This window comes from Microbacterium sp. I2 (assembly GCF_051364985.1).
GTDB lineage: Bacteria > Actinomycetota > Actinomycetes > Actinomycetales > Microbacteriaceae > Microbacterium.
The window spans coordinates 719,506-742,209 of the sequence record NZ_JBLWIH010000001.1 but is presented as its reverse complement, the minus strand read 5'-3'; the positions used below and the strand labels follow the sequence as shown (position 1 = coordinate 742,209).

General features: G+C 69.7%; 21 protein-coding genes. 11 read left to right on the top strand and 10 right to left on the bottom strand.

Features of this window, described 5'->3' with window-relative positions:
• Positions 1 to 37 precede the first annotated feature (37 nt).
• The 5 genes from mftD to ACLKM7_RS03470 all read right to left on the bottom strand — a co-directional run bounded on the left by mftD (position 38) and on the right by ACLKM7_RS03470 (position 3,332).
• Positions 38 to 1,264: a pre-mycofactocin synthase MftD gene (gene mftD / locus ACLKM7_RS03490; RefSeq protein WP_436445716.1), complete on the bottom strand. Its 1,227-nt coding sequence runs from the start codon at positions 1,262 to 1,264 to the stop codon at positions 38 to 40.
• A complete protein-coding gene (gene mftC, locus ACLKM7_RS03485; protein ID WP_436445715.1) occupies positions 1,264 to 2,562 on the bottom strand; it encodes a mycofactocin radical SAM maturase in 1,299 nt (432 codons plus the stop codon). The genes mftD and mftC overlap by 1 nt, the downstream gene beginning before the upstream one ends.
• Positions 2,559 to 2,831 (bottom strand): mycofactocin biosynthesis chaperone MftB, encoded by a 273-nt coding sequence (gene mftB, locus ACLKM7_RS03480; RefSeq protein WP_436445714.1) that lies wholly within the window; start codon positions 2,829 to 2,831, stop codon positions 2,559 to 2,561. The genes mftC and mftB overlap by 4 nt, the downstream gene beginning before the upstream one ends.
• A 7-nt stretch (positions 2,832 to 2,838) precedes the next feature.
• The gene (gene mftA, locus ACLKM7_RS03475) at positions 2,839 to 2,940 is read right to left on the bottom strand and encodes a mycofactocin precursor MftA (protein WP_436445713.1); all 102 of its coding nucleotides are present in this window, start codon (positions 2,938 to 2,940) and stop codon (positions 2,839 to 2,841) included.
• Between the two features lie 101 nt (positions 2,941 to 3,041).
• Positions 3,042 to 3,332 (bottom strand): putative quinol monooxygenase, encoded by a 291-nt coding sequence (locus tag ACLKM7_RS03470; RefSeq protein WP_436445712.1) that lies wholly within the window; start codon positions 3,330 to 3,332, stop codon positions 3,042 to 3,044.
• Positions 3,333 to 3,521: 189 nt separating this feature from the next.
• Here ACLKM7_RS03470 and ACLKM7_RS03465 point away from each other — a divergent pair, with 189 nt between their 5' ends.
• The 3 genes from ACLKM7_RS03465 to ACLKM7_RS03455 all read left to right on the top strand — a co-directional run bounded on the left by ACLKM7_RS03465 (position 3,522) and on the right by ACLKM7_RS03455 (position 7,305).
• Entirely contained in the window at positions 3,522 to 4,307 is a 786-nt protein-coding gene (locus ACLKM7_RS03465; RefSeq protein ID WP_436445710.1) for an IclR family transcriptional regulator, read from the top strand.
• A gap of 146 nt (positions 4,308 to 4,453) precedes the next feature.
• Entirely contained in the window at positions 4,454 to 5,812 is a 1,359-nt protein-coding gene (locus ACLKM7_RS03460; protein WP_436445709.1) for a phenylacetate--CoA ligase family protein, read from the top strand.
• Positions 5,813 to 5,850: 38 nt separating this feature from the next.
• Positions 5,851 to 7,305 (top strand): aldehyde dehydrogenase, encoded by a 1,455-nt coding sequence (locus ACLKM7_RS03455; RefSeq protein WP_436445707.1) that lies wholly within the window; start codon positions 5,851 to 5,853, stop codon positions 7,303 to 7,305.
• A 7-nt stretch (positions 7,306 to 7,312) separates the two neighbouring features.
• On the opposite strand, the gene ACLKM7_RS03450 is transcribed toward ACLKM7_RS03455, so the two are convergent.
• A complete protein-coding gene (locus ACLKM7_RS03450) occupies positions 7,313 to 8,512 on the bottom strand; it encodes a pyridoxal phosphate-dependent aminotransferase (protein WP_436445706.1) in 1,200 nt (399 codons plus the stop codon).
• Positions 8,513 to 8,678: 166 nt separating this feature from the next.
• Between ACLKM7_RS03450 and ACLKM7_RS03445 the strand changes: the two genes are divergently transcribed.
• Genes ACLKM7_RS03445 through ACLKM7_RS03430 form a run of 4 tightly spaced genes read left to right on the top strand, consistent with a single transcriptional unit; the run spans position 8,679 to position 12,383 of the window.
• On the top strand, positions 8,679 to 9,554 hold the full coding sequence (locus ACLKM7_RS03445; RefSeq protein ID WP_436445705.1) for an ABC transporter ATP-binding protein: 876 nt from the start codon (positions 8,679 to 8,681) through the stop codon (positions 9,552 to 9,554).
• Positions 9,551 to 10,429: an ABC transporter permease gene (locus tag ACLKM7_RS03440; RefSeq protein WP_436445704.1), complete on the top strand. Its 879-nt coding sequence runs from the start codon at positions 9,551 to 9,553 to the stop codon at positions 10,427 to 10,429. Before ACLKM7_RS03445 ends, ACLKM7_RS03440 begins: the two co-directional genes overlap by 4 nt.
• A gap of 53 nt (positions 10,430 to 10,482) precedes the next feature.
• Positions 10,483 to 11,754 carry a sensor histidine kinase gene (locus ACLKM7_RS03435; RefSeq protein ID WP_436445703.1) on the top strand — a complete coding sequence of 424 codons (1,272 nt, stop codon included), beginning with the start codon at positions 10,483 to 10,485 and terminating at the stop codon, positions 11,752 to 11,754.
• The gene (locus ACLKM7_RS03430) at positions 11,751 to 12,383 is read left to right on the top strand and encodes a response regulator transcription factor (protein ID WP_436445702.1); all 633 of its coding nucleotides are present in this window, start codon (positions 11,751 to 11,753) and stop codon (positions 12,381 to 12,383) included. The genes ACLKM7_RS03435 and ACLKM7_RS03430 overlap by 4 nt, the downstream gene beginning before the upstream one ends.
• Positions 12,384 to 12,442: 59 nt before the next feature.
• Here the strand turns inward: ACLKM7_RS03430 and ACLKM7_RS03425 are convergent, their stop codons facing one another.
• Together ACLKM7_RS03425 and aceB are read right to left on the bottom strand one after the other, a co-directional pair.
• Positions 12,443 to 14,038, bottom strand: coding sequence for an isocitrate lyase (locus ACLKM7_RS03425; protein WP_436445701.1), 1,596 nt, complete (start codon positions 14,036 to 14,038; stop codon positions 12,443 to 12,445).
• Positions 14,039 to 14,058: 20 nt separating this feature from the next.
• Positions 14,059 to 15,699: a malate synthase A gene (gene aceB, locus ACLKM7_RS03420; protein WP_436445782.1), complete on the bottom strand. Its 1,641-nt coding sequence runs from the start codon at positions 15,697 to 15,699 to the stop codon at positions 14,059 to 14,061.
• 228 nt (positions 15,700 to 15,927) lie between these two features.
• On the opposite strand from aceB, the gene ACLKM7_RS03415 reads away from it, so the two are divergent.
• From ACLKM7_RS03415 to ACLKM7_RS03400, 4 genes are all read left to right on the top strand, one after another.
• Entirely contained in the window at positions 15,928 to 17,406 is a 1,479-nt protein-coding gene (locus tag ACLKM7_RS03415; RefSeq protein WP_436445700.1) for a helix-turn-helix domain-containing protein, read from the top strand.
• A gap of 108 nt (positions 17,407 to 17,514) precedes the next feature.
• Positions 17,515 to 18,219, top strand: coding sequence for an MOSC domain-containing protein (locus ACLKM7_RS03410; RefSeq protein WP_436445699.1), 705 nt, complete (start codon positions 17,515 to 17,517; stop codon positions 18,217 to 18,219).
• A 135-nt stretch (positions 18,220 to 18,354) separates the two neighbouring features.
• Positions 18,355 to 19,917 (top strand): glucoamylase family protein, encoded by a 1,563-nt coding sequence (locus ACLKM7_RS03405; protein WP_436445698.1) that lies wholly within the window; start codon positions 18,355 to 18,357, stop codon positions 19,915 to 19,917.
• 35 nt (positions 19,918 to 19,952) lie between these two features.
• Entirely contained in the window at positions 19,953 to 20,597 is a 645-nt protein-coding gene (locus ACLKM7_RS03400; RefSeq protein ID WP_436445697.1) for a TetR/AcrR family transcriptional regulator, read from the top strand.
• Here the strand turns inward: ACLKM7_RS03400 and ACLKM7_RS03395 are convergent.
• Both ACLKM7_RS03395 and ACLKM7_RS03390 read right to left on the bottom strand, forming a co-directional pair.
• Positions 20,594 to 21,751, bottom strand: a complete 1,158-nt coding sequence (locus ACLKM7_RS03395; protein WP_436445696.1) for a glycoside hydrolase family 1 protein — start codon at positions 21,749 to 21,751, stop codon at positions 20,594 to 20,596. The genes ACLKM7_RS03400 and ACLKM7_RS03395 overlap by 4 nt on opposite strands.
• A 56-nt stretch (positions 21,752 to 21,807) precedes the next feature.
• A complete protein-coding gene (locus ACLKM7_RS03390) occupies positions 21,808 to 22,698 on the bottom strand; it encodes a carbohydrate ABC transporter permease (RefSeq protein WP_436445695.1) in 891 nt (296 codons plus the stop codon).
• Positions 22,699 to 22,704 lie beyond the last annotated feature (6 nt).

Here is a 22,704-nt window from a genome sequence, read left to right as displayed (position 1 = left end):
GAGGGGATGCCGCGGCATCCCCTCTCGTCGTGCGATGTCAGCGTGTCGCGCCGGCGGTCAGCACCGCCTCGGAGGCCTCCGCCGGATCGGCGTCGTCGCCGAGGCGGCGCCGGAAGTCCGGCGGGATCCAGAGGTCGGAGCGCCGAAGCTCGTGCACGCTCGAGCGGCCGAGGCCGTAGACCGCCGAGTCGAGGCCGGATCGGAGGATGTCGAGCACGTTCTCGACGCCCGCCTGCCCGTTCGCGGCGAGCCCCCACAGGTAGGCCCGGCCGATCAGCACGGCCTTCGCGCCGAGCGCGAGCGCCTTGGCGACGTCACCGCCGCGACGGATGCCGCCGTCCAGCAGCACCTCGACGTCCGAGCCGACGGCGTCGACGATGTCGGGGAGCAGGCGGATGGAAGCCGGGGTGGAGTCGAGGTTGTTCCCGCCGTGGTTCGAGACCGAGATCGCGCTCATGCCGACCTCGACCGCGCGGCGCGCATCGTCCAGCCGGGTGATGCCCTTGAGCATCATCGGGCCGTCCCACTGCGCACGCAGCCACGCGAGGTCCTCCCACGTCGGCGGGGGAGTGCTCATCCACTCGCCGTATGCACCGAAGAACGTCGGCGCCGGTTCGTCGCCGACGACCAGGTTCGGTGCGGACAAATCGGGAATGCCCTGGCGAACGAAGCGATAGGCCCAGCCGGGCCGTGTGATCGCGGCGGGGATGTACTCCACCATCGTCTTCAGCGTGATCCGCTCGGGGATGCGAGGGCTGCCCCAGTCGCGCCCGTTCGAGAACGACCAGTCCAGTGTCACGATGATCGCTCGCGCACCGGCCGCCCGGGCGCGCTCGAGCCGGCGCGCGATCGTCTCGCGGCCGCCCTGCCAGTACACCTGGTAGTGCAGCGGCGCACCGGCTGCGGCGACCTCCTCCACGGGCTTGCTCGCGAACGAGCTGAGCGACATGGCGATGCCACGGGCGGCGGCGGCACGAGCCACGGCGACCTCGCCGTCAGGGTGCACCGCCTGCACGCCTGTCGGGCTGATGATCACCGGGAACGAGAGGTCGGTGCCGAGCACGCTCGTCGACAGATCACGCTGGGCGGGCAGATCGGCGACGTGCGGCGACATTCCGAGCTCGCTGAAGGCCGCCATGTTGTCGGCGTACGTGACGCCCTTCTCGGAGCCCGCGAGCAGTGCGCCGTAGACCGACGCCGGCAGGCGCTTCTTCGCGCGCCGCTGCGCCTCGGCCACCGTCTCGAACCACGCGTTCCTGGCCATCACGCCTCCTCGAGTCGCGCCGCGAACCCGGCGACCGGACTCGCGTTGCACGCCGACACCGGCGGCGCGACGGGACGCCTGCGCTCGAGCGTGAGCGGCACGGCGCGTGAACCGGTCGATCGAACGCCGGTGTCGCGAGGTCGCGGCGGCGAGGTGCGATGCGAACGGTCGACGCTCGGCTTCGGCCGCTCTCGTTCCGCGATCGCCAGCGCGTCCTCGCCGAAGCCGCGCACGCATTCGGGGTCGGGACCGTCCAGCGGGAGGCCGGTGAAGAACTTGGCCGCCATGCAGCCGCCCTTGCACGTGTCGAAGAACTGGCAGCTCGAGCATGCGCCGCCGGACTGCGGTGAGCGCAGCCGGGCGAACAGCTCGGACTCCCGCCACACCTCGCCGAAGCCGCCCTCGCGGATCGATCCGGCGAGGAACTCCTCGTGGATCGCGAAAGGGCACGCGTAGACGTCGCCGATCGGGTCGATGAGGCACACCACCCGGCCTGCGCCGCAGAGGTTCAGGCCCGGCAGCGTCTCGCCGAGCGCCGACAGGTGGAAGAACGAGTCGCCGGTGAGGACGTTCTCCCCGTGGCGCAGCAGCCAGTCGTACAGCTCCCGCTGCTGCTCCTGCGTCGGATGCAGCTCGTTCCACACGTCGGCGCCGCGTCCGGCCGGGCGCAGGCGCGTCAGTCGCAGCTGCGCGCCGAACCGGTCTGCGATGGCCTTGAACTCGTCCAGCTGCGGGATGTTGGTGCGTGTGCACACCACCGACAGCTTCAGCCGTGTCATCCCGGCCGACGAAAGACGTTCGAGCGCCCGCATCGCCAGGTCGAACGACCCGGGTCCGCGGATCGCGTCGTTGACCTCGGCGGTGGCGCCGTCGAGCGAGATCTGGATGTCGACGTAGTCGTTCAGCGCGAGCTTGGCGGCGATCTCCTCGGTGATGCGTACGCCGTTGGTCGAGAACTTGACCCCGACGTCGTGGCTGGTGGCGTAGTCGACGATCTCCCAGAAGTCAGAGCGGACCGTCGGCTCGCCGCCGCCGATGTTGACGTAGAAGACCTTCATGCGCTGCAGCTCGTCGATGACGGCCTTGCACTCGTCGGTGGTGAGCTCGCGGGGGTCGCGACGGCCCGACGCCGACAGGCAGTGGATGCACGACAGGTTGCACGCGTAGGTCAGCTCCCACGTCAGGCAGATCGGCGAGTTCAGCCCGCTCTCGAAGTGGTCGACGAGGCGCTTCGGCCGGGCGGGTGGCGCGGTAGCGAGGGCCGCCGGTGCAGCGGGCGCAGGGGCGATCAGGGTCATGCGGCACGCTCCACGAGCATCTCGGATGCGCGCAGTGTGTCGAGCGCGCGCAGGTAGGCGGGGATCTCGGCGTCGCGGACGCCGGCCGACGCGAGGGCCTCGCCGACGGTCGCGTCGTCCATGTTCTCGACGACGGCGAGCAGCTGCGGCGACTTCAGGAACGACAGCTGGCGCGTGCCGAAGTGATACAGCAGCGCGCCGAACGGCTCGGGCCGGATCGACACGCGAGGGTGCACGCGCAGCGTGCTGTGGAGCGTGAGATCGGACATCGGCGGCTCAGTAGACGCCGCACATGCCGTCGATCGAGACTTCTTCGACCAGCGACTCGGACTCGATCTCGGCGGCCTCGGGGGCGGGGGATGTGGTCGTGCGGTCCATCGTGACTTCCTCTCTGAAGCGGCGACACCGCGTCGTCGCGGCGTGGCTGAGATATTACTGGCATCCAGTGCCATTTAAAAGGCTCTCGCAGAGACGGCCTCTCACACCGCCGGTTCGAACCGGCGCAGCCCCGGTCGAGCGTCGAGTACTTCGGCGAGTTCGGGCACTGCACCGTCCGCCGCCCGCCAGTCCCGGTAGGCCTGCTCGTCCTCGGCGCTGCGCCATTCCTCGTACAGCGTCCACGCCTGTGGATCGCCCCGGTCGACGAGCCAGTCGATGCGCTCGGCGCCCGGGAAGGCGCGCGTCTGATCGAGCATCGGCCCGAACAGCGCACGAGCCTGCTCGACCCGGTCTCGGGCGATGTGGAACTCGACGATGGCGACGATCGGCATGAGCGCTCCTGGATCCGTGCCGCGCGGGGCGCGCGGGTCGCGGCCACGCTATCGACGGCGACCACGACCCCCGGCGCCCATTCCGCACCGCGGAAGTCTTTGTCCAGCCCGCTCGCCCGGGGTTATCGTCGCTCCCAGGACGATTCCGGCGACGTGGCGGGGCGTCGGATCGCAGGGAGGGGACTGCGGATGACGGTGATGTCTCCGGACGATGAGTCCCGCGAAAGCCGGCTCACAGCAGCGGGGCGGATGCTCGCCGTCCTCGAGGTCTTCCGTACTCAGCCGTCGCCGCTGCGCATGGCGGAGATCAGCCGGCACTCGGGTCTGAGCACCACCACCACCCATCGGCTGATGCACGAGCTGCTCGACTGGGGCGCCGTCGAGATGGCCGACAGCGGCGGCTACCAGCTGGGGACGAAGGTGCTCGAGCTCGCCGCAGCGTCGGGCGACGCGCTGCGACTGCGCGAACGAGCACTGCCCGCGCTGCTGCGGCTGCACCGGATGCTGCGGGTGCTGGTCGTGCACCTGTCGATCCGCGACGGCTTCGACACCGTCTACGTCGAGTCGCTGCGCAGCGCGCACGGCGGGGTGAGCACGAACCGCATCGGGGGACGGATGCCGCTGCACCTGACCGCGACCGGACGCGTGCTGCTCGCCTACGCCGACGAGGCGGTGCAGGAGAGCTTCCTGGCGAGACCTCTCGAGGTGCGCACGCGGTTCACCACGACCGACCCTGACGAGCTGCGCCGCACCTTTCCGGGCATCCGGGAGCAGCAGGTCGTCACGACGGCGCGTCAGGTCACCGAGAACACCGGCGCCGTCGCCGCACCGGTCTTCGACCATCAGGAGCGGGTCGTCGCCGCCGTCGGCATCGTGCTCAACCTGAAGGACCACCATCTCGAGGACTACCTGGAGCTGGTGCGCGCCGCCGCCTCGCAGGTGACGGCCTCGCTCGTGCCCCCGGCATCCGATTGATCGTCCTGCCCCGGATCGTCGACCCGATCTGAACGACTGTTCCGTAGTGCGGAAGTCGTGCCCCGCTGCGTTTCGGAGCCGCCGATAGTGGGGATGCGCGGCCCTCATCCCAGGCTCGCTCGCTTGCTCCAGGAGGTTCCCCACCGATGACGATCCCCACCGTCGCGCCCGCAGAGGTGCTGTTCGACCCGGCGGTCGAGACCATGCCGTGGGACCGGCTCCAGCATGCGCAGCTGGGTGCGTTCACGGATCTGCTGGACCGCCTGCGGACTCACGACGTCTGGCGCGCGCGCCTGCGCGACGCGCCGGCGTCCATCAGCGCGCTGACCGACCTCTCCGACGTGCGGATGACCACGAAGGAGGACCTTCGTGCGGCCCAGGCCGAGCAGCGTCCCGGACGGCCGCTCGGCGACTTCCAGCTGGTCGAGACCCAAGAGCTGATCCAGTTCACGAGCTCGTCGGGTACGACCGGGACGCCGGTGTTCTTCGGACTGACACCGAGCGATCTGGAACGCTGGACGTCGCGCATCGCGAACGCCTACCGGACCGCGGGCGTCGCCGCCGGCGCGCGCGTGGCGCACACGACGGGCATGGCGATCGTCGCGGGCGGGATGCCGTACGCCGACGGTATCCGCGCCGCGGGCGGGGCGCTCGCCTGGATCGGCGGCCAGACCAGCTCTCGCATGACCCTGTCGCTCGAGCGGCTGCAGTTGAACGTCCTCGTCGGCACGGCCTCGTTCGTGACCCACTTCGCCCGGCGCTGTGAGGACGAGCTCGGACGACCTGCGACCGAGCTGTCGGTGCGCACGATCATCGCGGGCGGCGAGCCCGGTGCCGGCGTCCCCCACATCCGTCAGGGCATGCTCGACGCGTGGGGCGCGACGCGGGTGAGCGAGCTGATGGGGCTGGGCGATGTGCTGCCCGCCATGTGGGCGGAGTGCCATGTCGGACAGGGGATGCACTTCACCGCGGCGCCGGACGTCTTGGTGGAGCTCGTGGATCCCGAGACGCTCGCCCACGTGCCGTGGGAGCCCGGTGCGACCGGAGAGGCCGTGTACACGACGCTCTCGCGGGAGGCATCCGCGGTCGTGAGGTTCCGCTCCCGCGACCAGCTCGCGGTCACCGCGGTGGAATGCGCGTGCGGACGGACCTCGCCCACGGTGCGCTGCGTCGGCCGCACCGACGACATGCTCATCTTCAAGGCGATGAACGTGTACCCGACGGCGATCCGGGACGTCGTGCTGGATGTCGCGTCCGAGCACCTCTCTGGAGCCATGCGCATCCGCAAGGAGCGAGCGGATCAGGTGCGCTTCGACACGCCGCTCCCTCTCCAGGTCGAGCTGCGCGAAGGCACCGGCCCGTCACGCGCGGCCGAGACGCTGGCCGCCGCCGAAGAAGCCGTGCGTCAGCTGCTGCGGGTGCGGATCGCGATCGAGCCCGTGCCGATCGGCGTCATCCCGGTGGGGGAGTACAAGAATGCCCTCACCTACGTCGACGAGAGTTGAGGGCCGGTGCGGGCCGGTCGTCGGATGAGGAGAATGCCATGAGCTCATCGATCGCCGCGGTCGTGAGTGCGGACTCTGTCTACGTCGGCGGCGAGTGGATACCGTCCACCGCCGCGGATCGGATCGACGTGCGGAACCCTTACGACCTCAGTCTCGTCGGCAGCGTCCCGGACGGGTCGGCGGCTGACGTCGACGCCGCGGTGAGCGCCGCACGCTCCGCTTTCGACCACGGGCCGTGGCCGCGGTTCAGTCCAGCCGAGCGTGCGACGTGGCTGGAGAGGCTCGCCGACGAGCTCGAGCGACGAGGTGCCGAGACCGCCGCACTCGTGACCGCGCAGAACGGTCAGCCGATCGGGATGTCCCGCGTGCTGAGCGGCATCGTGCCCGCGGCGCACCTGCGGTACTACGCCGGTCTCGTCCGGGAGCACGAAGCGGAGGAGATCCGCGCGAACGTCTCGTTCCCCGGCAGCACGGTCGTGCGCCGCGAGCCCGTGGGCGTGTGCGGGCTCATCGTGCCGTGGAACTATCCGCAGTCGCTGCTCTCGGCCAAGCTCGCCCCTGCCCTGGCAGTCGGCTGCACGGTGGTCGTGAAACCGGCGGGCGAAACGCCACTGGACGCGCGGGCACTGGCCGACGCGGCCGACGCCATCGGCATGCCGCCGGGTGTGATCAACATCGTGACCGGCGGCCGCGACACCGGGCGTGCCCTCGTGGATCATCCCGGCGTCGACAAGATCGCCTTCACCGGGTCGACGGCGGCGGGCCGGGCGATCGCCGCGCGCTGCGGTGCACGGCTCATACCGGTGACGCTCGAGCTGGGCGGCAAATCGGCGGCGATCGTGCTCGACGACGCCGATGTCGCGCATACCCTCACTCAATTGCAGAGCCTGTCGTTCATGAACAGCGGACAGACCTGCTTCCTCCTCTCACGCGTGCTCGTGCCGCACGCGCGACTGGACGAGTTCACCGAGGGCCTTGCCGAAGTGGCACGCGGACTCGTGCTGGGCGACCCGCTCCAGGAGGTCACGCAGCAGGGACCGCTGGTCTCCGAGCGCATCCGCTCGCGCGTGCGCTCTATGGTCGACGCGGGAGCGGCCGCCGGCGCCCGGATCGTCACCGGCGGACGCGACGTGCCCGACCTGGACGGCTACTTCTTCGAGCCGACGGTCATCACTGGCGTGGATCCACGTGACCCGCTCGCGCAGGAGGAGGTCTTCGGCCCGGTCGTGACCGTCTCGGGTTACGGCTCCGACCAGGAAGCCATCGATCTGGCCAACGACACGATCTACGGCCTCGGCGGTGCCGTGTTCAGCGGTGACGATGAGAGGGCACTGGGCATCGCGCGGAAGATCGAGACCGGAACGATCGGCATCAACGGGTACCGGCCCGACATCGGCTCGCCGTTCGGCGGATACCGGGCCTCCGGGCTCGGAAGGGAACACGGCCCCGAAGCCCTCACCAACTACGTGAAGATCAAGGCCGTGTACCGCTGACCGGCGGTCAGGAGAAGAGGCGCTGCAGGCGCTGCACGCCTTCCAGGAGGGCGTCGTCGCCCAGGGCGTACGACAGGCGCAGGTAGCCGGACGGACCGAAGGCCTCACCGGGCACGACGGCGACCTCCGCCTTCTCGAGGATCAGGTCGGCGAGCTCGAGCGACGTCGTCGGCGTGACCCCGGCCCACTCCCGGCCGAGGAGGCCCTGCACATCGGGATACGCGTAGAACGCGCCCAGTGGCGTCGGCACCGTGACACCGTCGATCTTGGACAGCTCCTCCACGATGATGCGACGCCGCCGATCGAAGGCGAGCCGCATCTGCTCGGCCTCGTCCTGCGGACCGGTGAGTGCGGCCAGCGCCGCACGCTGCGCGATGTTGTTGACGTTCGAGCACAGGTGCGACTGCAGGTTGCCGGCGATCTTGATCGCGTCCTTCGGCCCCGCCATCCAGCCCAGCCGCCAGCCGGTCATGGCGTAGGTCTTGGCGACGCCGTTGACGAGGATCGTCTGGGCTGCGGCATCCGGGACCGCCTCCACGATCGAGACGGCGCGCGCGCCTTCGTAGACGAGGTTCTGGTAGATCTCGTCGGAGATGATCCAGATGCCGTGCTCGACGGCCCACTCGCCGATCGCGCGCGTCTCTTGCGCGGTGTACACCGAGCCGGTCGGGTTGGAGGGCGACACGAACACAAGAGCGGTCGTCTTGTCGGTGCGCGCCGCCTCGAGCTGCTCGACGGTCACCTTGTAGTCCTGGTCGGCACCGGCGAACACCTCGACGGGGATGCCGTCGGCCAATGCGATCGCCTCGGGATAGGTCGTCCAGTACGGCGCCGGCAGCAGCACCTCGTCGCCCGGGTTCACCACGGCCTGGAACGCCTGGTAGACGGCCTGCTTGCCGCCGTTGGTGACGATGACCTGCGACGGGTCGATCTCGAGCCCCGAGTCGCGGAGCGTCTTGGCTGCGATCGCCTCACGCAGCACCGGGAGCCCGGCGGCCGGCGTGTAGCGGAAGTTGGCGGGATCGCGCAGCGCCTCGGCGGCGGCATCCACGATGAACGACGGCGTCGCGAAGTCGGGCTCGCCGGCCGCATAAGAGATGACGGGGCGGCCGGCGGCCTGCAGCGCCTTGGCCTTGGCGTCGACCTTGAGGGTCGCCGACTCCGCGATGGCGGACAACTTACGGGAGAGCGGTGCGCGTTCGGTCACGCCTTCGAGCGTAGTCCGGGCGCGGGGCGGCGCGGGCATGCCGATCCGGGGCGCGTGGTCGCGGTGTGCGAACGGATCGGTCGACCCCGGCATCCACCGAATGGGGGATGCCGCCTCGTGCGGACGACGGCTGGGCGCCGACGCCCGGCACGCCGAGGCTGGAGGCATGCAGACACAGGCGGTGCGGGTGCAGAACCTGCGCAAGATGTACGGCGACCGGGCGGTCGTGGACGGAGTGAGCTTCGACATCGAGCGCGGTGAGACGTTCGCGCTCCTCGGCCCCAACGGTGCGGGCAAGTCCACGACCGTGGAGATCCTCGAGGGATACCGCCGCCGTACCGGCGGAGACGTCGAGGTGCTGGGGGTGGATCCCGCGATCGCGGGACTCGACCACAAGGCGCGGATCGGCATCGTGCTGCAGTCCACAGGCGAGGCCGGGCCGGTGACGGTGCGCGAGCAGCTGCGCCAGTTCGCGGGGTTCTACCCGAACCCGCGCGACGTCGACGAGGTGATCGCCTCGGTCGGGCTCGACTCGCAAGCGAAGACGCGGGTCTCGAAGCTCTCGGGCGGGCAGCAGCGGAGGGTCGACGTCGCGTTGGGCATCATCGGCCGCCCCGGGCTGCTGTTCCTCGACGAGCCCACCACCGGGTTCGATCCGCAGGCGCGACGGGAGTTCTGGGACCTCATCCGGCGCCTCAAGGCCGAGGGCACGACCATCCTTCTCACGACGCACTACCTCGACGAGGCCGCGCAGCTCGCCGACCGCGTCGCCGTCATCGCGGCCGGGCGGCTGCGTGCGATCGGCCCGATCGAGGGGTTCGGAGGCGAGGCCGCGCGCGTGCCGGTTGTGAGGTGGACCGAGGACGGGATGCCGCGGCACGAGCGTGCGACGGATCCGTTCGCGTTCGCCACGGCCCTCGCGACGCGCCTGGGCGGCGCACCCGCCGATCTCGAGATCGTGCGCCCGAGCCTCGAGGACGTCTACCTCGACCTGGTCAGCCGGCCCGAGGCCGGCGTCGTCACCGAAGGAGCAGCACGATGAGCATCACCGACCCGCGCGTACTGGGCGGAAGCGAAACACGAACCGCGGCACCGAACCCGCGCCGACGCAACGCCGTCGCGGTCGGAGCGTGGCGAGCCCGCTTCGAGCTGCTGCAGTACTTCCGCTCGGGCGACACACTGTTCTTCACGTTCCTCTTCCCGATCTTCATGCTCGGCCTGTTCAGCGTCGCCTTCGGGGCGGACGGTGAGGTGCAGATCGCCCCCGATGTGCCCGCCGTCCTGATGGCTCAGGTGTTCCTGCCGGGGATGGTCGCTGCCGGCATGCTGCTCTCGGGCTTCCAGAACCTGGCGATGGACATCGCCGTGGACCGGTCCGAGGGCGTGCTCAAGCGGCTCGGCGGCACGCCACTGTCTCCCGTCAGTTACTTCCTGGGCAAGATCGGGCAAGTCGCCGTCACCGGCACCCTGCAGGCTGCGGTCCTGCTGGTCTTCGCCGCCACGGTGCTGGCAGTACCGTTGCCGACCGACCCTGCCGCATGGACGACGTTCGCGTGGGTGTTCGTCCTGGGAATCACGACCTCGGCTCTGCTGGGGGTCGCTCTGTCGTCGGTGCCGCGTTCGGCCAAGAGCGCGACCGCGGTCGTCGTGCCCATCGCCCTCGCTCTGCAGTTCATCTCGGGCGTCTATCTCACGTTCTCGCAGCTGCCGGAATGGCTGCAGAATGTCGCAGGGCTCTTTCCGCTCAAGTGGATGGCGCAGGGGATGCGTGCCGTGTTCCTGCCCGACGAGTTCGCTGTGCTGGAGCAGAACGGCGAGTGGGACCTCGCCGGCGTAGCGATCGCGCTGGGCATCTGGCTCGTGGTCGGGCTCCTGCTCTCGCGGCTCACGTTCCGCTGGATCCGGCGCTCGGCGTAGCTCGCCCGGCGCCGGGCCGCATACCCTGGCGGGGACGGCGCGAAGGAGGAGACATGCTCAGCAGGCGCCGATGGGACGCGGTCGTCGCGCTCGGCTCGCTGGTCATCCTGGCAGGGCTGCTGCTTCCGTTCCGCTCGGACGACATGACGCGCATGGTGGTCGCCGTTGCGGCCGTCGCGTTGTTCGTGGTCGGCTACGCCGTGGCTGGCCGGCCGGCGATCGGGCATGTGGCTCTGGTCGATCTCGCGGCGGGCAGCGGCTTCGGCGGGGGCGACGGCGTCGGCATCGGGCCCGTCGCCGCGTGGCGCTTTCCCGTCTTCCTCGCGGTCTCGGCCGTCGCGGTCGGCGTCGGGGCCGCGGCCGTGCCGTTCATGGCGATGCTGCAGACCCTCGCCTACCCGTTGGTGTGGGTGGTCGGCGACACCCGCCGGCGCGGGATCGCGGGTTCCGCCGTGATCGCCGCATGCGTGTTCACGGGCACGTGGCTGGGGCACGGCGCCGATGCCGACTCCGCGCTCGCCGGTGGGGCGACGGGTGTGTTCTCGCTCGTCTTCGCGATCGCGATCGGCCTGTGGATCGCCTCGATCGCCGAATGGGGCGAGGAACGCGAGCGGCTGCTCGCCGACCTCACCGCTGCCCAGCACCAGGTCGAGGCGCTCAGTCGCGAGCGGGGCGCGGCGGCCGAGCGCGAGCGCCTGGCCCGCGACATCCATGACACTCTGGCGCAGACGCTGGCGGGCCTGGTGATCTTCGCGGAGCGCGCGGGCCGGCAGTCCCGGGAAGGGCAGACGGATGCCGCTGCCACGACGATCGCGACGGTCGAGCAGGTCGCGCGCGATGCGCTCGCCGAGGCGCGTGCACTCGTGGCGCGGACTGCCTCGGTGCCGAGCGAACCGGCCTTCGGGGCGGCGATCGAGCGGCTCGTCGATCGCTTCCGCGCGCACGGGGCGACCCGGATCGACCTCGATGCGACCGGCCTCGTCGGCGATCTCGACCGGGAGGCGCAGGTCGTGCTGCTGCGATGCCTGCAGGAGGCGCTGTCGAACGCCATGAAGCACGCCGGCGCCCGTCGCGTGGGCGTTCGCGTGGCCGTCGCGGCCGAAGGCGCCGCCGAGCTCTCGGTGACCGACGACGGCCGCGGATTCGACCTCGCGCAGCCGGGCCGCGGCTTCGGGCTCGACGGGATGCGCGAACGGGTGTCGCTCGCCGGCGGTGAGTTCGCGGTCGTATCGACGCCGGGGGCGGGGACCACGCTCGAGGTGCGGCTTCCCGCCACGACGGCGATCGATCGTATCGAGCCGCTGCTCCCGGGAGGTGCCGCATGATCCGGCTGCTCATCGCTGACGATCATCCCGTCGTGCGAGCCGGTCTTGCCGGGATGCTGTCGGACGAACCGGGCTTCGAGGTGGTGGCCGAGGCATCCGACGGCGATGAAGCCGTGCGACTCGCGGCGGCGACCCGCCCCGACGTCGTGCTGATGGACCTCCGGATGCCCGTCGTCGACGGGGTCGCCGCGACGGCCCGCATCGCCGGCGGCGAAGCCGGTGACCCGCCGCCGCGCGTGCTGATCCTCACCACCTACGAGACGGACGACCAGATCCTCGCGGCCATCGAGGCCGGCGCCTCGGGATACCTCCTCAAGGCCGCACCGCAGGCCGAGATCGTCGCCGGCATCCGGTCGGTCGCCGCCGGACAGTCCGCGCTGTCACCGCAGGTCGCGGTGCGTCTCGTGGAGCGGATGCGGCGGCCTGAGGCATCCGTCGTCCTCACTGCCCGCGAGACCGACGTGCTGCGCCTCGTCGCCACCGGCCATTCGAACAAGCAGGTGGCCACGGCCCTCGGTATCGGCGAGTCCACGGTCAAGACGCACCTGCTGAAGGTGTTCGAGAAGCTCGGCGTCGCCGACCGCACGCGCGCCGTCACCCTCGCGATGGAGCGCGGCCTGCTGCCGTGACGGACGGATGCCTCGCGCCTGCGACGAAGCGCGGGCCCGAGGCATCCGTTCTCTCGGTCTCAGCCGAACTGGTTCATCGTGTTGTGCTTGCCGCCGGCCTTGAGGGCCGCGTCTCCGGCGAAGTACTCCTTGTGGTTGTCGCCGAGGTCGCTGCCGGCCATGTTCTGGTGCTTGACCGTCGCGATGCCGCCGCGGATCTCGCGGCGCTGGACGCCCTTGACGTACGCCAGCATGCCCTCGTCGCCGAAGTAGCCCTTCGCGAGGTCATCGGTCGACAGGGCCGCCGTGTGGTAAGTCGGCAGCGTGATGAGGTGGTGGAAGATGCCCGCCCGCGCCGAACCGTCGCGCTGGAACGTGCGGATCTTCTCGTCGGCCAGCCGGGCCAGCTCGGTGTCGTCGTACTCGATGCTCATCAGATCGCTCCGGTCGTACGCCGAGACGTCCTCGCCCTGCTCCACGAGCAGGTCGTACGCCTGCTGACGGAAGTTGAGGGTCCAATTGAACGACGGGCTGTTGTTGTAGACGAGCTTCGCGTTCGGGATGACCTCGCGGATGCGATCGACCATGCCGGCGATCTGCTCGACATGCGGCTTCTCGGTCTCGATCCACAGCAGATCGGCGCCGTTCTGCAGCGACGTGATGCAGTCGAGCACCACCCGATCCTCGCCGGTGCCGGGACGGAACTGGTACAGGTTGCTGGCCAGACGCCGCGGGCGCAGCAGCTTGCCCTCGCGGCGGATCACCACGTCGCCGTCCTTCAGCTCCGACTCGGAGATCTCCTCGACGTCCAGGAACGCGTTGTACTGGTCGCCGAGGTCGCCGGGCTCGTTCGAGACGGCGAGCTTCTGGGTGAGTCCGGCCCCGAGCGAGTCGGTCCGGGCGACGATGATGCCGTTGTCGATGCCGAGCTCGAGGAACGCGTACCGCACCGCGTTGATCTTCGCGAGGAAGTCCTCGTGAGGGACGGTGACCTTGCCGTCCTGGTGGCCGCACTGCTTCTCGTCCGAGACCTGGTTCTCGATCTGGATGGCGCACGCCCCGGCCTCGATCATCTTCTTGGCGAGAAGATACGTGGCCTCGGGATTTCCGAAGCCCGCATCGATGTCGGCGATGATCGGCACCACGTGGGTCTCGTAGTTGTCGATCTGGGACTGGACGAACTCGACCGCGGTCTCGTCGCCGGCCGCGCGGGCCTGATCGAGCTGCGTGAACAGCAGGTCGAGCTCGCGGGCGTCGGCCTGGCGGAGGAACGTGTACAGCTCCGCGATGAGAGCGGGCACCGACGTCTTCTCGTGCATGGACTGGTCGGGCAGAGGCCCGAACTCCGAGCGGAGCGCGGCGACCATCCACCCCGACAGGTAGAGGTAGCGCTTGTCGGTGCTCTTGAGGTGCTTCTTGATCGAGATCAGCTTCTGCTGCCCGATGAAGCCGTGCCAGACTCCGAGCGACTGGGTGTAGACCGACGCGTCCGCGTCGTACTCCGCCATGTCGCGGCGCATGATGTCGGCCGTGTACTGGGCGATCTCCAGTCCCGTCCGGAACCGGTTCTGCGCGCGCATGCGGGCCGCGGACTCGGGATTGATGCCGGCCCAGCCGGAGCCGCGGTGTTCCCGGAGGGCACGGATGGCTTCGATGTCGTCTTGGTACGCAGTCATGTCATCTTCCTTGGAGCTGGTCACGGGGTCTCGGTCAGGTGGCGCGAGTACGCCGAGAGCGTCAGGAACGCCGGGAAGTCGTTCCCCAGCGCCACGTCGCGGAACACCGCGGCGGCGTCGTCGAAGCGGTCCCCGTCCCGGCGATCCACCTCACTCAGCACCTGCGCGATCAGTCCTTCGACGTACTCGCGGGTGATCGGCGTTCCGTCCTCGGTGGTGCGGTCCTGGTGGATCCACTGCCACACCTGCGACCGCGAGATCTCGGCGGTGGCGGCATCCTCCATGAGGTTGTCGATGGCGACGGCTCCCAGGCCCCGCAACCACGCCTCGACGTATCGGATGCCGACCGACACGTTGCCGTGGACGCCGGCTGCCGTGATCGGGCGGCCGATGTGCACGTCGATGAGGTCGGCTGCCCCCACCTCGACCTCGGGGCGCTGGCGGTCGAGCTGGTTCGGGCGCTCGCCGAGCACCGCGTCGAACTCGGCACGCGCCACGGGGATGAGGTCGGGGTGTGCCACCCACGTGCCGTCGAACCCGTCGCCGGCTTCCCGCTTCTTGTCGGCGGCGACCTTCTCGAAGGCCCGCTGCGTCACCTCGGGGTCGCGGCGGTTCGGGATGAAGGCGCTCATCCCGCCGATCGCGAAAGCCCCGCGCTTGTGGCACGTCTTCACGAGCAGCTCGGTGTAGGCGCGCATGAACGGCACCGTCATCGTCACCTCGCTGCGGTCGGGCAGCACGAAACGCGCGCCCCGGCCGCGGTAGTTCTTGATGATGGAGAAGATGTAGTCCCAGCGTCCGGCGTTCAGGCCCGCGCAGTGATCCCGCAGCTCGAACAGGATCTCCTCCATCTCGAAGGCGGCGGGAAGTGTCTCGATCAGGACGGTGGCGCGGATGGTGCCATGCGGAATGCCGATGTAACGCTCGCTGAAGGTGAACACGTCGTCCCACAGCTTCGCCTCTTCGCTGGACTCGAGCTTGGCGATGTAGAAGTAGGGTCCGCGTCCGTTCGCGATCAGCTGCCGAGCGTTGTGGAAGAAGTACAGGCCGAAGTCCACGAGCGACCCCGACGCGGCCATCGTGCGGCCGGCTCGGTCGGTGAAGCCGATGTGCTGCTCGGGCAGGTGCCACCCGCGCGGCCGCATCACGATCGTCGGCGTCTCGGTCGCCGTGACCTCGTAGCGCTTCCCCTCGGGGCTCGTGAACGAGAGCTCGCCGCGGATCGCGTCACGCAGGCTCAGCTGGCCCTCGATGACGTTCCTCCAGGTCGGGCTGGTCGCGTCCTCCTGATCGGCCAGCCAGACCTTGGCGCCCGAGTTCAGCGCGTTGATCGTCATCTTCGGGTCGGTCGGACCGGTGATCTCGACGCGGCGGTCCTCGAGACCCGGGCCGGCTCCGGCGACCTTCCACTCGTCGTCCTCGCGGATGTGACGGGTGTCGTCGCGGAACTGCGGATCGTGGCCGTTGCCGATCTCGAACCGGCGGCGCATGCGGTCGGCGAGCCGGTCGTGGCGGCGGGCGCCGAAGCGGTGGTGCAGCTCGGTGAGAAACGCGAGCGCCTCGGGGGTGAGGATCTCGTCGTAGCGGGGGCCGAGGCGCCCCGAGACCTCGATCGACGGTTCGTGGGCCTGCGTCAGGATCGGACCGGTGCGTGTACGCATCGGGCTGGCGGTTGCGGGTGTCATTTCTCTGTCTTCCTTTGACCAGTGCTCGAGTGTCGGGGGATGCCGTGTCCCGGCGTGTGCACCGGGGGGAGGCGTCCCTTGATCCGCGTCTGGATCAATGGGCGGTTCATCGTGTTCCCACTATCCGGTGAAGATTCCGACCGAACGCGACAGATTGTGGTGTGAAGTTTCATGAAAGTTCTGCTTTCGTGACAGAATCGGGCCATGACGACGACGTTCACCGGTCGGCCCGCGGCAGAACTCCCCGACGATGAGGGTGTGGACGCCCTCACGATCGGCCGGCGCATCCGGCAGCTGCGCAGCGATCGCGGCATGCGGCTCGAAGAGCTCGCCGCAGCCGTCGACCGCGCTCCGAGCCAGCTGTCCATGATCGAGAACGGTCGGCGCGAGCCCAAGCTCACGCTGCTGCAGGCCATCGCGCGCGCACTCGGAACACCGATCGACGCGCTGCTGGAGTCCGAACCGCTCGACGAGCGCGCGACGCTCGAGATCTCGCTCGAGCGCGCGATGCGCGGCCAGACCTTCCAGGCGCTCGGCATCCCGCCGTTCCGCATCGGCAAGACGATGCCGACCGAGGCACTGAAGGCGATGCTCGCGCTGCAGGGCGAGATCGAGCGGCTGCGCGACGAGCGGGCGGCCACACCCGAGGAGGCCCGGCGCGCGAACGTCGCCCTGCGCCGGCTCATGCGTACCCAGAACAACTACTTCGCCGAACTCGAGGACCAGGCCCGCGCCCTGCTCGAGGCCGTCGACCACCCCGGTGGGCCGCTGACTCAGCGCACGGCATCCGATATCGCCGCGCATCTGGGGTTCACCTTGCACTATGTGCCCGATCTGCCGCAGACCACCCGGTCAGTCGCCGACATCAAGAACGGCAGGCTCTACCTCTCCAGCCGCCTCGCGTCGAAGGGGGATCCGCGCACGGCGGTGCTGCAGGCACTGTCGAGCCGTATCCTGGGGCATCGCGAGCCGACGTCGTACGCGGAGTTCCTGCGCCAGCGCGTGGAGACGAACTACCTCACGGGTGCGCTGCTCATCCCCGAGTCGCACGCCGTGCCGTTCCTGCAGGAGGCGAAGAAGGATCGCGCCATCTCGATCGAGGACCTGCGCGACGCGTACTCGGTCTCGTACGAGACCGCCGCGCACCGCTTCACCAATCTCGCGACCGTGCACCTCGGCATCCCGGTTCACTTCCTCAAGGTGCATGAATCCGGAACGATCACGAAGGCATACGAGAACGACGACGTGAACTTCCCGACCGACCGGCTCGGCTCGATCGAGGGACAGATGTGCTGCCGCCGGTGGACCTCGCGCGTCGTGTTCGACGTCGACGACCACTTCAACCCCTACTACCAGTACACCGACACCGGAAACGGCACCTACTGGTGCACGGCCCGCGTCGAGCTGTCGAGCGAGGGCGCGCACTCGGTGTCGGTCGGGGTTCGGTTCGACGACACGAAGTGGTTCCTCGGGCGCGACACCCCGAACCGCGGGGTGTCGAAGCACTCCGTCGAAGTGTGCTGCCGACGCGCGCCCGCCGACCTCGAGGCTGCGTGGCGTGAGAACTCGTGGCCGAACGTGCGCACGCCCCGCACGCTGCTGGCGACCCTCCCCACCGGTGCCTTCCCCGGTGTCGACACCACGGACGTCTACGAGTTCCTCGAGGCCCACGCCCCGCTGTAACGACGCCGCCGCCGTCAGGCCGGCACGGCGGAAGGAGGGGCGCCGGCCGGCCAGGGTCAGCGCCTCACGTGCCGGACCCCTCGTACGCGAATGTCCTAGGGTGGCGGGATGTCCGCCTCCGTCGTGTCGGTGCGCAGGTATCCCGTCAAGGCGATGGGGGGTGAGTCGCCCGCTGTCGTCCAGCTCGACGCGCGGGGCGTGACGGGCGACCGCTGGTTTGCCGTCGTGGACGACGAGGGGAGGCTGGCCTCGGGCAAGAACACGCGGCGCATGCGACGCCACGACGAGATCTTCGGCTACCGCGCGGCGACCCGCGCGGACGGGCGTGTCACGGTGTCCGGACGCGGCGGAACCTGGCCGGTCGGCAGTCCTGAGCTGGACGAGGAGCTGACCCGCTCCTTCCGCACCCCCGTGCGCGTCGCCGCCGAGGCAAGCATTGCGCACCAGGATGCGGGCGCGATCTCGCTCGTCGGCACCGCGACGCTGGCCTGGTGCGCCCACCGGTTCGGCGGCAGCCCAGACGCACGCAGGCTGCGCGTGAACTTCGTCCTCGAGACGAGCGAGCCGTTCGAGGAGGAGTCGTGGATCGGGCAGGTGCTCGACGCGGGGACGGCGCGGCTGCGCGTGGTCAGACGGATCGAGCGATGCCGCACGATCGACCTCGACCAGGATGACGCCACCGCGGGTGCCGGCTGGCTCAAGCCGCTGGGCGAGGAGCGTGACCTGTCCGTCGCCGTCTATGCCGACGTCGTGATGCCCGGGCGCGTGTCGCCGGGCGACGCGTACCGGCTCGGGCCTGTAGCGGGGACCTAGGCGCCGACGAGAGCGGCGCGCGTGAGAAGACCGTGAGAGTGCGGATGCCACTCCTTCCGCCAATACCTGCCGAGTGTTAGGTTTTGCGCACCGACGGTTCCGCCGCGCGGAGCCGCTTTCGACGAGGAGAGCGCGATGAAGCGATGGGTGAGCACGGTGGCGGCGGTGGGGATGATCGCCGCGGGACTGACATGGGCGGGGTCTGCGTCGGCAACGGGGAGCGCGCACGGCAGACCCGGCGACGACCTGCTCGAGGGGTGGGCGATCGACACGTGGACCTCGCTGGACGCCATGACCGACGAGGAGACCGGGCTTCCATCCGACAACATCACGGGTGATCTCGAGACGGCGGGCGCCTACACGTCGCCGACCAACATCGGCGGATACCTGTGGTCGACCGTCACGGCCCGTGACCTCGGCATCCTGTCTGCCGACGAGGCCCGAGACCGCATGGCGACCACGCTCGCGACGCTCGGGACGCTCGAGCGCAACGACGCCAGCGGCATGTTCTACAACTGGTACGACCCGGCCACCGGCGCCAAGCTGACGACGTGGCCGGAGTCGGGCGATCCCGTGTACCCGTTCCTCAGCACCGTCGACAACGGCTGGCTCGCCGCGGCGCTGCGCATCGTCCGCGAGGCGGAGCCGTCGCTGGCCGGGCAGGCAGAAACGTTCTACGATTCGATGGACTTCTCGGCGTTCTTCAACCCCGAGGGCGCACCGGGGTTGCCCGCAGGCACCAACCGCGGAGGGTTCTGGGAGGCTCCGCCGCCGGACTGCAGCACGGCCGCGCCGATGTACAACGGGTCGGGCGAGACCGTGCACTACACGTGCCACCACTACGACACGACGGTCAGCGAGAGCCGCATCGCCACCTACCTCGGCATCGCCAACGGCCAGATCCCGGCGACGGCGCTGTACGGCACGCACCGGACGATGCCCCCGGGCTGCGACTGGGACTGGCAGGAGCAGGTGCCGACCGGTGAGTACCGCACATATGACGGCTTCGAGGTGTGGGAAGGCGTGTATGCCTACGCCGGCATGTCGTTCGTGCCGGCATGGGGAGGCAGCATGTTCGAGGCGCTCATGCCCGACCTGCTGGTGCCGGAGGAGAAGTGGGGCCCGCGGTCGTGGCGCCTCAACCACCCGATCACGGTCGCCGTGCACAAGCACCACGGCCTCGATGACGCGGGCTACGGCTACTGGGGCTTCTCGCCCGCCAGCAACCCGTTCGGCGGGTACTCCGAATACGGCGTGGACATCGCAGGCATGCGCTCGGACGGCTACTTCTCGGATGCCGAGCACACCGACGTCGACATCGACCACGCCGGCTGCAGCACGGGCGCGAACCCCGAACCCGAGTTCGGCGACGGTGTGGTGACGCCGCACGCGGCATTCCTCGCGCTGCCGTACGACCGGGAGGGTGCGCTGGGCAACCTGAGCCGCATCGAGGACGAGCTCGGCGCGTACGGGCCCGGTGGGTTCTATGACTCGGTGGCCGTCCGCAGCGGGACGATCGCCGAGCGGTACCTGTCGCTCGACCAGTCGATGATCATGGCCGCGATCGGCAACGCGCTGACCGGGGATACGCTGAAGGACTACTTCGTCGACCGTGACATGGAGGAGCGCCTGCGGCCCGCGATGCGTCAGCAGGACTTCGGATCGTCCTGGCGCGGACCGGCACACGGCGACGAGTGAGCGGACGGCGCCCCCGGCGCGGACGGGAGGAAGCGGTGAACGCGGAAGAGAGCGCGGCAGCGGCGCCTGCGCCGGCAACCGGGACGCCGCGCGGACCCCGCGGCAGCTATGCCAAGGGCCAGGCGCGCCGGCAGGCGATCGTCGATGAGGCGCTCGCGGTCTTCTCGCGCACGGGCTTCCACAGCGGGTCGCTGCGCGAGATCGCGAAGCGCGTCGGGCTCACCCCCGCGGGCCTCATGCACCACTTCGCCGACAAGGAGGAGCTCTTCGTCGAGGTCCTCCGCCAGCGCGACGAGAAGGTGCGGCAGGCTGCGGGGGATCCCGCCGAGCACACGCTCGTGCAGCAGGCCGAGAAGGTCGTCGCGTACAACCAGACCACCCGCGGCCTGACTTCGCTGTACGCGATCGTGTCCGCCGAGGCGACCGATTCGGAGCATCCGTCCCATACCGACTTCGCCGAGCGCTACCGGACGAGCGCCAGGAGCGCCGAGGCGCTCCTGCGTTCCGGCCAGGAGGCAGGCGAGGTCCGCTCCGACATCGACCCCGCGTTGGCCGCACGCCTGATCAGCGCCGTGATGGACGGCATCCAGCTGCAGTGGCTGCTCGACGAACAGGTCGACATGGTGCCGCTGTTCGAGGAGTTCGTGCGCGGCTATCTCCTCCCCCCGGACGGGCGTTAGCCGGGGAGCGCGTTCGCACGGGCCACCCGCCCGAACCACTCCAGGCTCGGCTTGGGGTGCCGTTCGAAGGTCTCCGGGTCCCAGCCGATGAGGCCGAACGTCGGCCGGAAGCTGCCCCACTCGTAATTGTCGAGAGCGCTCCAGTGAAGGTAGCCGCGTACGTCGACGCCGTCGGCGATGCACGAGAGCACGGCCTCCAGGGCGCCGGTCGTGTAGTCGATGCGGCGCCGGTCGTCGGCGGTGGCGATGCCGTTCTCGGTGACGTAGACCGGCGCCTTCGCCCGATGCCACGCATTGCGGATGCCCTCGCCGACCGCGGGCGGGTAGTACTCCCATCCGGTGAGGGTTCGCTCGGCATCCTCCGGGATCGGCAGCGGTCCGTCCGGCCCGATCTTCGTGCGGGTGTACGCCTGCACGCCGATCCAGTCGTCGCCTTCGGCGGCATCGAGGAAGACGTCTTCGCGGGATGCCCCGTACTCGGCAGCGACCGCCTCGGCACCCGGCTGGGGCTGGTACGCCTGTGTCGCGACCGACCAGCCGGCGGCCGCTCCCGCCGAGCGCACCAGCTCGACGGCTCCGCGGTGGGCAGCGATGAGCCGGTCCGTCACCGCCGGCACGCCCGGAGGCAGCCCGATCGATGGGAAGCCCACGTCGGGGTCGGCGAGCACCGACACCATGTTCGGCTCATTGATCGTGCACACCAGCGACACGTCCTCGATCACGGGCAGCGCCGCCTCGACGTAGCGACGGAACGCGTCGACCGCGGCATCCGTCAGCCATCCGCCGTCACGGGCGAGCCAGATCGGATTCGTGAAGTGGTGCAGCGTCACCACCGGCTGCAGCCCGGCATCCCGTGCCGTGTGCACCATCCGCCGGTAGTGATCGATCGCGGCGCGTGAGAACCAACCCCGCTCCGGCTCGATCCGCGCCCACTCGATGCTGAAGCGGTAGGCCGCGAGGCCCGCGTCGGCCAGGAGCGCCATGTCCTCGGGGTAGCGGTGGTAGCTGTCGGCCGCGTCGCCCGATGGCGCCTCGACCGGCGCACCGGGCAGGTTCCCCCACTCTCGCTGCCACCAGTCGGAGTTGACGTTGCCGCCTTCGATCTGGTGCGCGGCGGTCGACGCGCCCCACAGGAACCCTTCGGGGAAGCTCATCGTGGCGATGGTCCTTTCGTTTCGAGGGACGGATGCTGCGGCATCCGGTCTCTGCTTCATTTGATGCCGGTGAGCGCGATGCCCTGTACGAAGTACCGCTGCAGGATCACGAAGACCGCGAGCACGGGCACGACCACGACCACGGCGCCCGCCATCATGAGGCCGTAGCGTGCGGCATTCTGACCCACCGAATAGAGGGCGAGCGCGACGGGCAGCGTGTACATGTCCTCGGTGGTGGCGACGACGAGAGGCCACAGGAAGTTGTTCCAGCTCGCCAGGAACGTGAGGATGGCGAGTGTCGCGACGGCCGGGCCGCACATCGGCATGATGACGCGCAGGAAGATGCGCCATTCGCTCGCTCCGTCGATGCGCGCCGCCTCGATGAGCTCGTCGGGGAGGCTCAGCATGAACTGCCGCATGAGGAACACCCCGAGCGGCGAGATGAGGAACGGCAGGATCAGGCCCGGGTACGAGTTGACGAGCCCGAGGTTGGCCGTGAGGACGAAGAGCGGCACGAACGTCACCACGCCCGGCACCATGAGGGTGCCCAGCACGAGAGCGAACAGGAGCTTCTTGCCGCGGAACTCCAGCTTCGCCAGCGCGTACCCGACCATCGAGCAGAAAACGATGTTGCCGAGGGTCACGAACACCGCCACGACGATGCTGTTGATGAAGAACGTCGTGAAGTCCAGGCGTCCGAACAGGGTCTCGTAGTTCTCGGCGGTGGGCTCGCGCGGCAGGAACTCGGTCGGGTACTGCCGGATCTCAGCATCCGTCTTGAAGGATCCGAGGATCATCCAGATGAACGGCATCACCATCGCGACGAGGCCCAGGAACAGGACGACGTAGAGCCACCACCGCGTCGTGCCGCGACGGCGCGTGCCGGCGGGGCGGGGGCCGGTGTCGGGTGGCGTCGACACGGCGGTTGGGGCGACGGTTGGGCCCACGCGCCG

Bases quoted from the DNA above. Each gene is read 5' to 3' on its own strand.
- ACLKM7_RS03435 (WP_436445703.1), top strand. From the start codon at position 10,483: ATGCTCAGCAGGCGCCGATGGGACGCGGTCGTCGCGCTCGGCTCGCTG.
- ACLKM7_RS03465 (WP_436445710.1), top strand. From the start codon at position 3,522: ATGACGGTGATGTCTCCGGACGATGAGTCCCGCGAAAGCCGGCTCACA.
- ACLKM7_RS03470 (WP_436445712.1), bottom strand. From the start codon at position 3,332: ATGCCGATCGTCGCCATCGTCGAGTTCCACATCGCCCGAGACCGGGTC.
- ACLKM7_RS03405 (WP_436445698.1), top strand. From the start codon at position 18,355: ATGAAGCGATGGGTGAGCACGGTGGCGGCGGTGGGGATGATCGCCGCG.
- mftC (WP_436445715.1), bottom strand. From the start codon at position 2,562: ATGACCCTGATCGCCCCTGCGCCCGCTGCACCGGCGGCCCTCGCTACC.
- mftD (WP_436445716.1), bottom strand. From the start codon at position 1,264: ATGGCCAGGAACGCGTGGTTCGAGACGGTGGCCGAGGCGCAGCGGCGC.
- ACLKM7_RS03430 (WP_436445702.1), top strand. From the start codon at position 11,751: ATGATCCGGCTGCTCATCGCTGACGATCATCCCGTCGTGCGAGCCGGT.
- ACLKM7_RS03415 (WP_436445700.1), top strand. From the start codon at position 15,928: ATGACGACGACGTTCACCGGTCGGCCCGCGGCAGAACTCCCCGACGAT.
- ACLKM7_RS03425 (WP_436445701.1), bottom strand. From the start codon at position 14,038: ATGACTGCGTACCAAGACGACATCGAAGCCATCCGTGCCCTCCGGGAA.
- mftA (WP_436445713.1), bottom strand. From the start codon at position 2,940: ATGGACCGCACGACCACATCCCCCGCCCCCGAGGCCGCCGAGATCGAG.
- ACLKM7_RS03455 (WP_436445707.1), top strand. From the start codon at position 5,851: ATGAGCTCATCGATCGCCGCGGTCGTGAGTGCGGACTCTGTCTACGTC.
- aceB (WP_436445782.1), bottom strand. From the start codon at position 15,699: ATGCGTACACGCACCGGTCCGATCCTGACGCAGGCCCACGAACCGTCG.
- ACLKM7_RS03445 (WP_436445705.1), top strand. From the start codon at position 8,679: ATGCAGACACAGGCGGTGCGGGTGCAGAACCTGCGCAAGATGTACGGC.
- ACLKM7_RS03460 (WP_436445709.1), top strand. From the start codon at position 4,454: ATGACGATCCCCACCGTCGCGCCCGCAGAGGTGCTGTTCGACCCGGCG.
- mftB (WP_436445714.1), bottom strand. From the start codon at position 2,831: ATGTCCGATCTCACGCTCCACAGCACGCTGCGCGTGCACCCTCGCGTG.
- ACLKM7_RS03440 (WP_436445704.1), top strand. From the start codon at position 9,551: ATGAGCATCACCGACCCGCGCGTACTGGGCGGAAGCGAAACACGAACC.
- ACLKM7_RS03395 (WP_436445696.1), bottom strand. From the start codon at position 21,751: ATGAGCTTCCCCGAAGGGTTCCTGTGGGGCGCGTCGACCGCCGCGCAC.
- ACLKM7_RS03410 (WP_436445699.1), top strand. From the start codon at position 17,515: ATGTCCGCCTCCGTCGTGTCGGTGCGCAGGTATCCCGTCAAGGCGATG.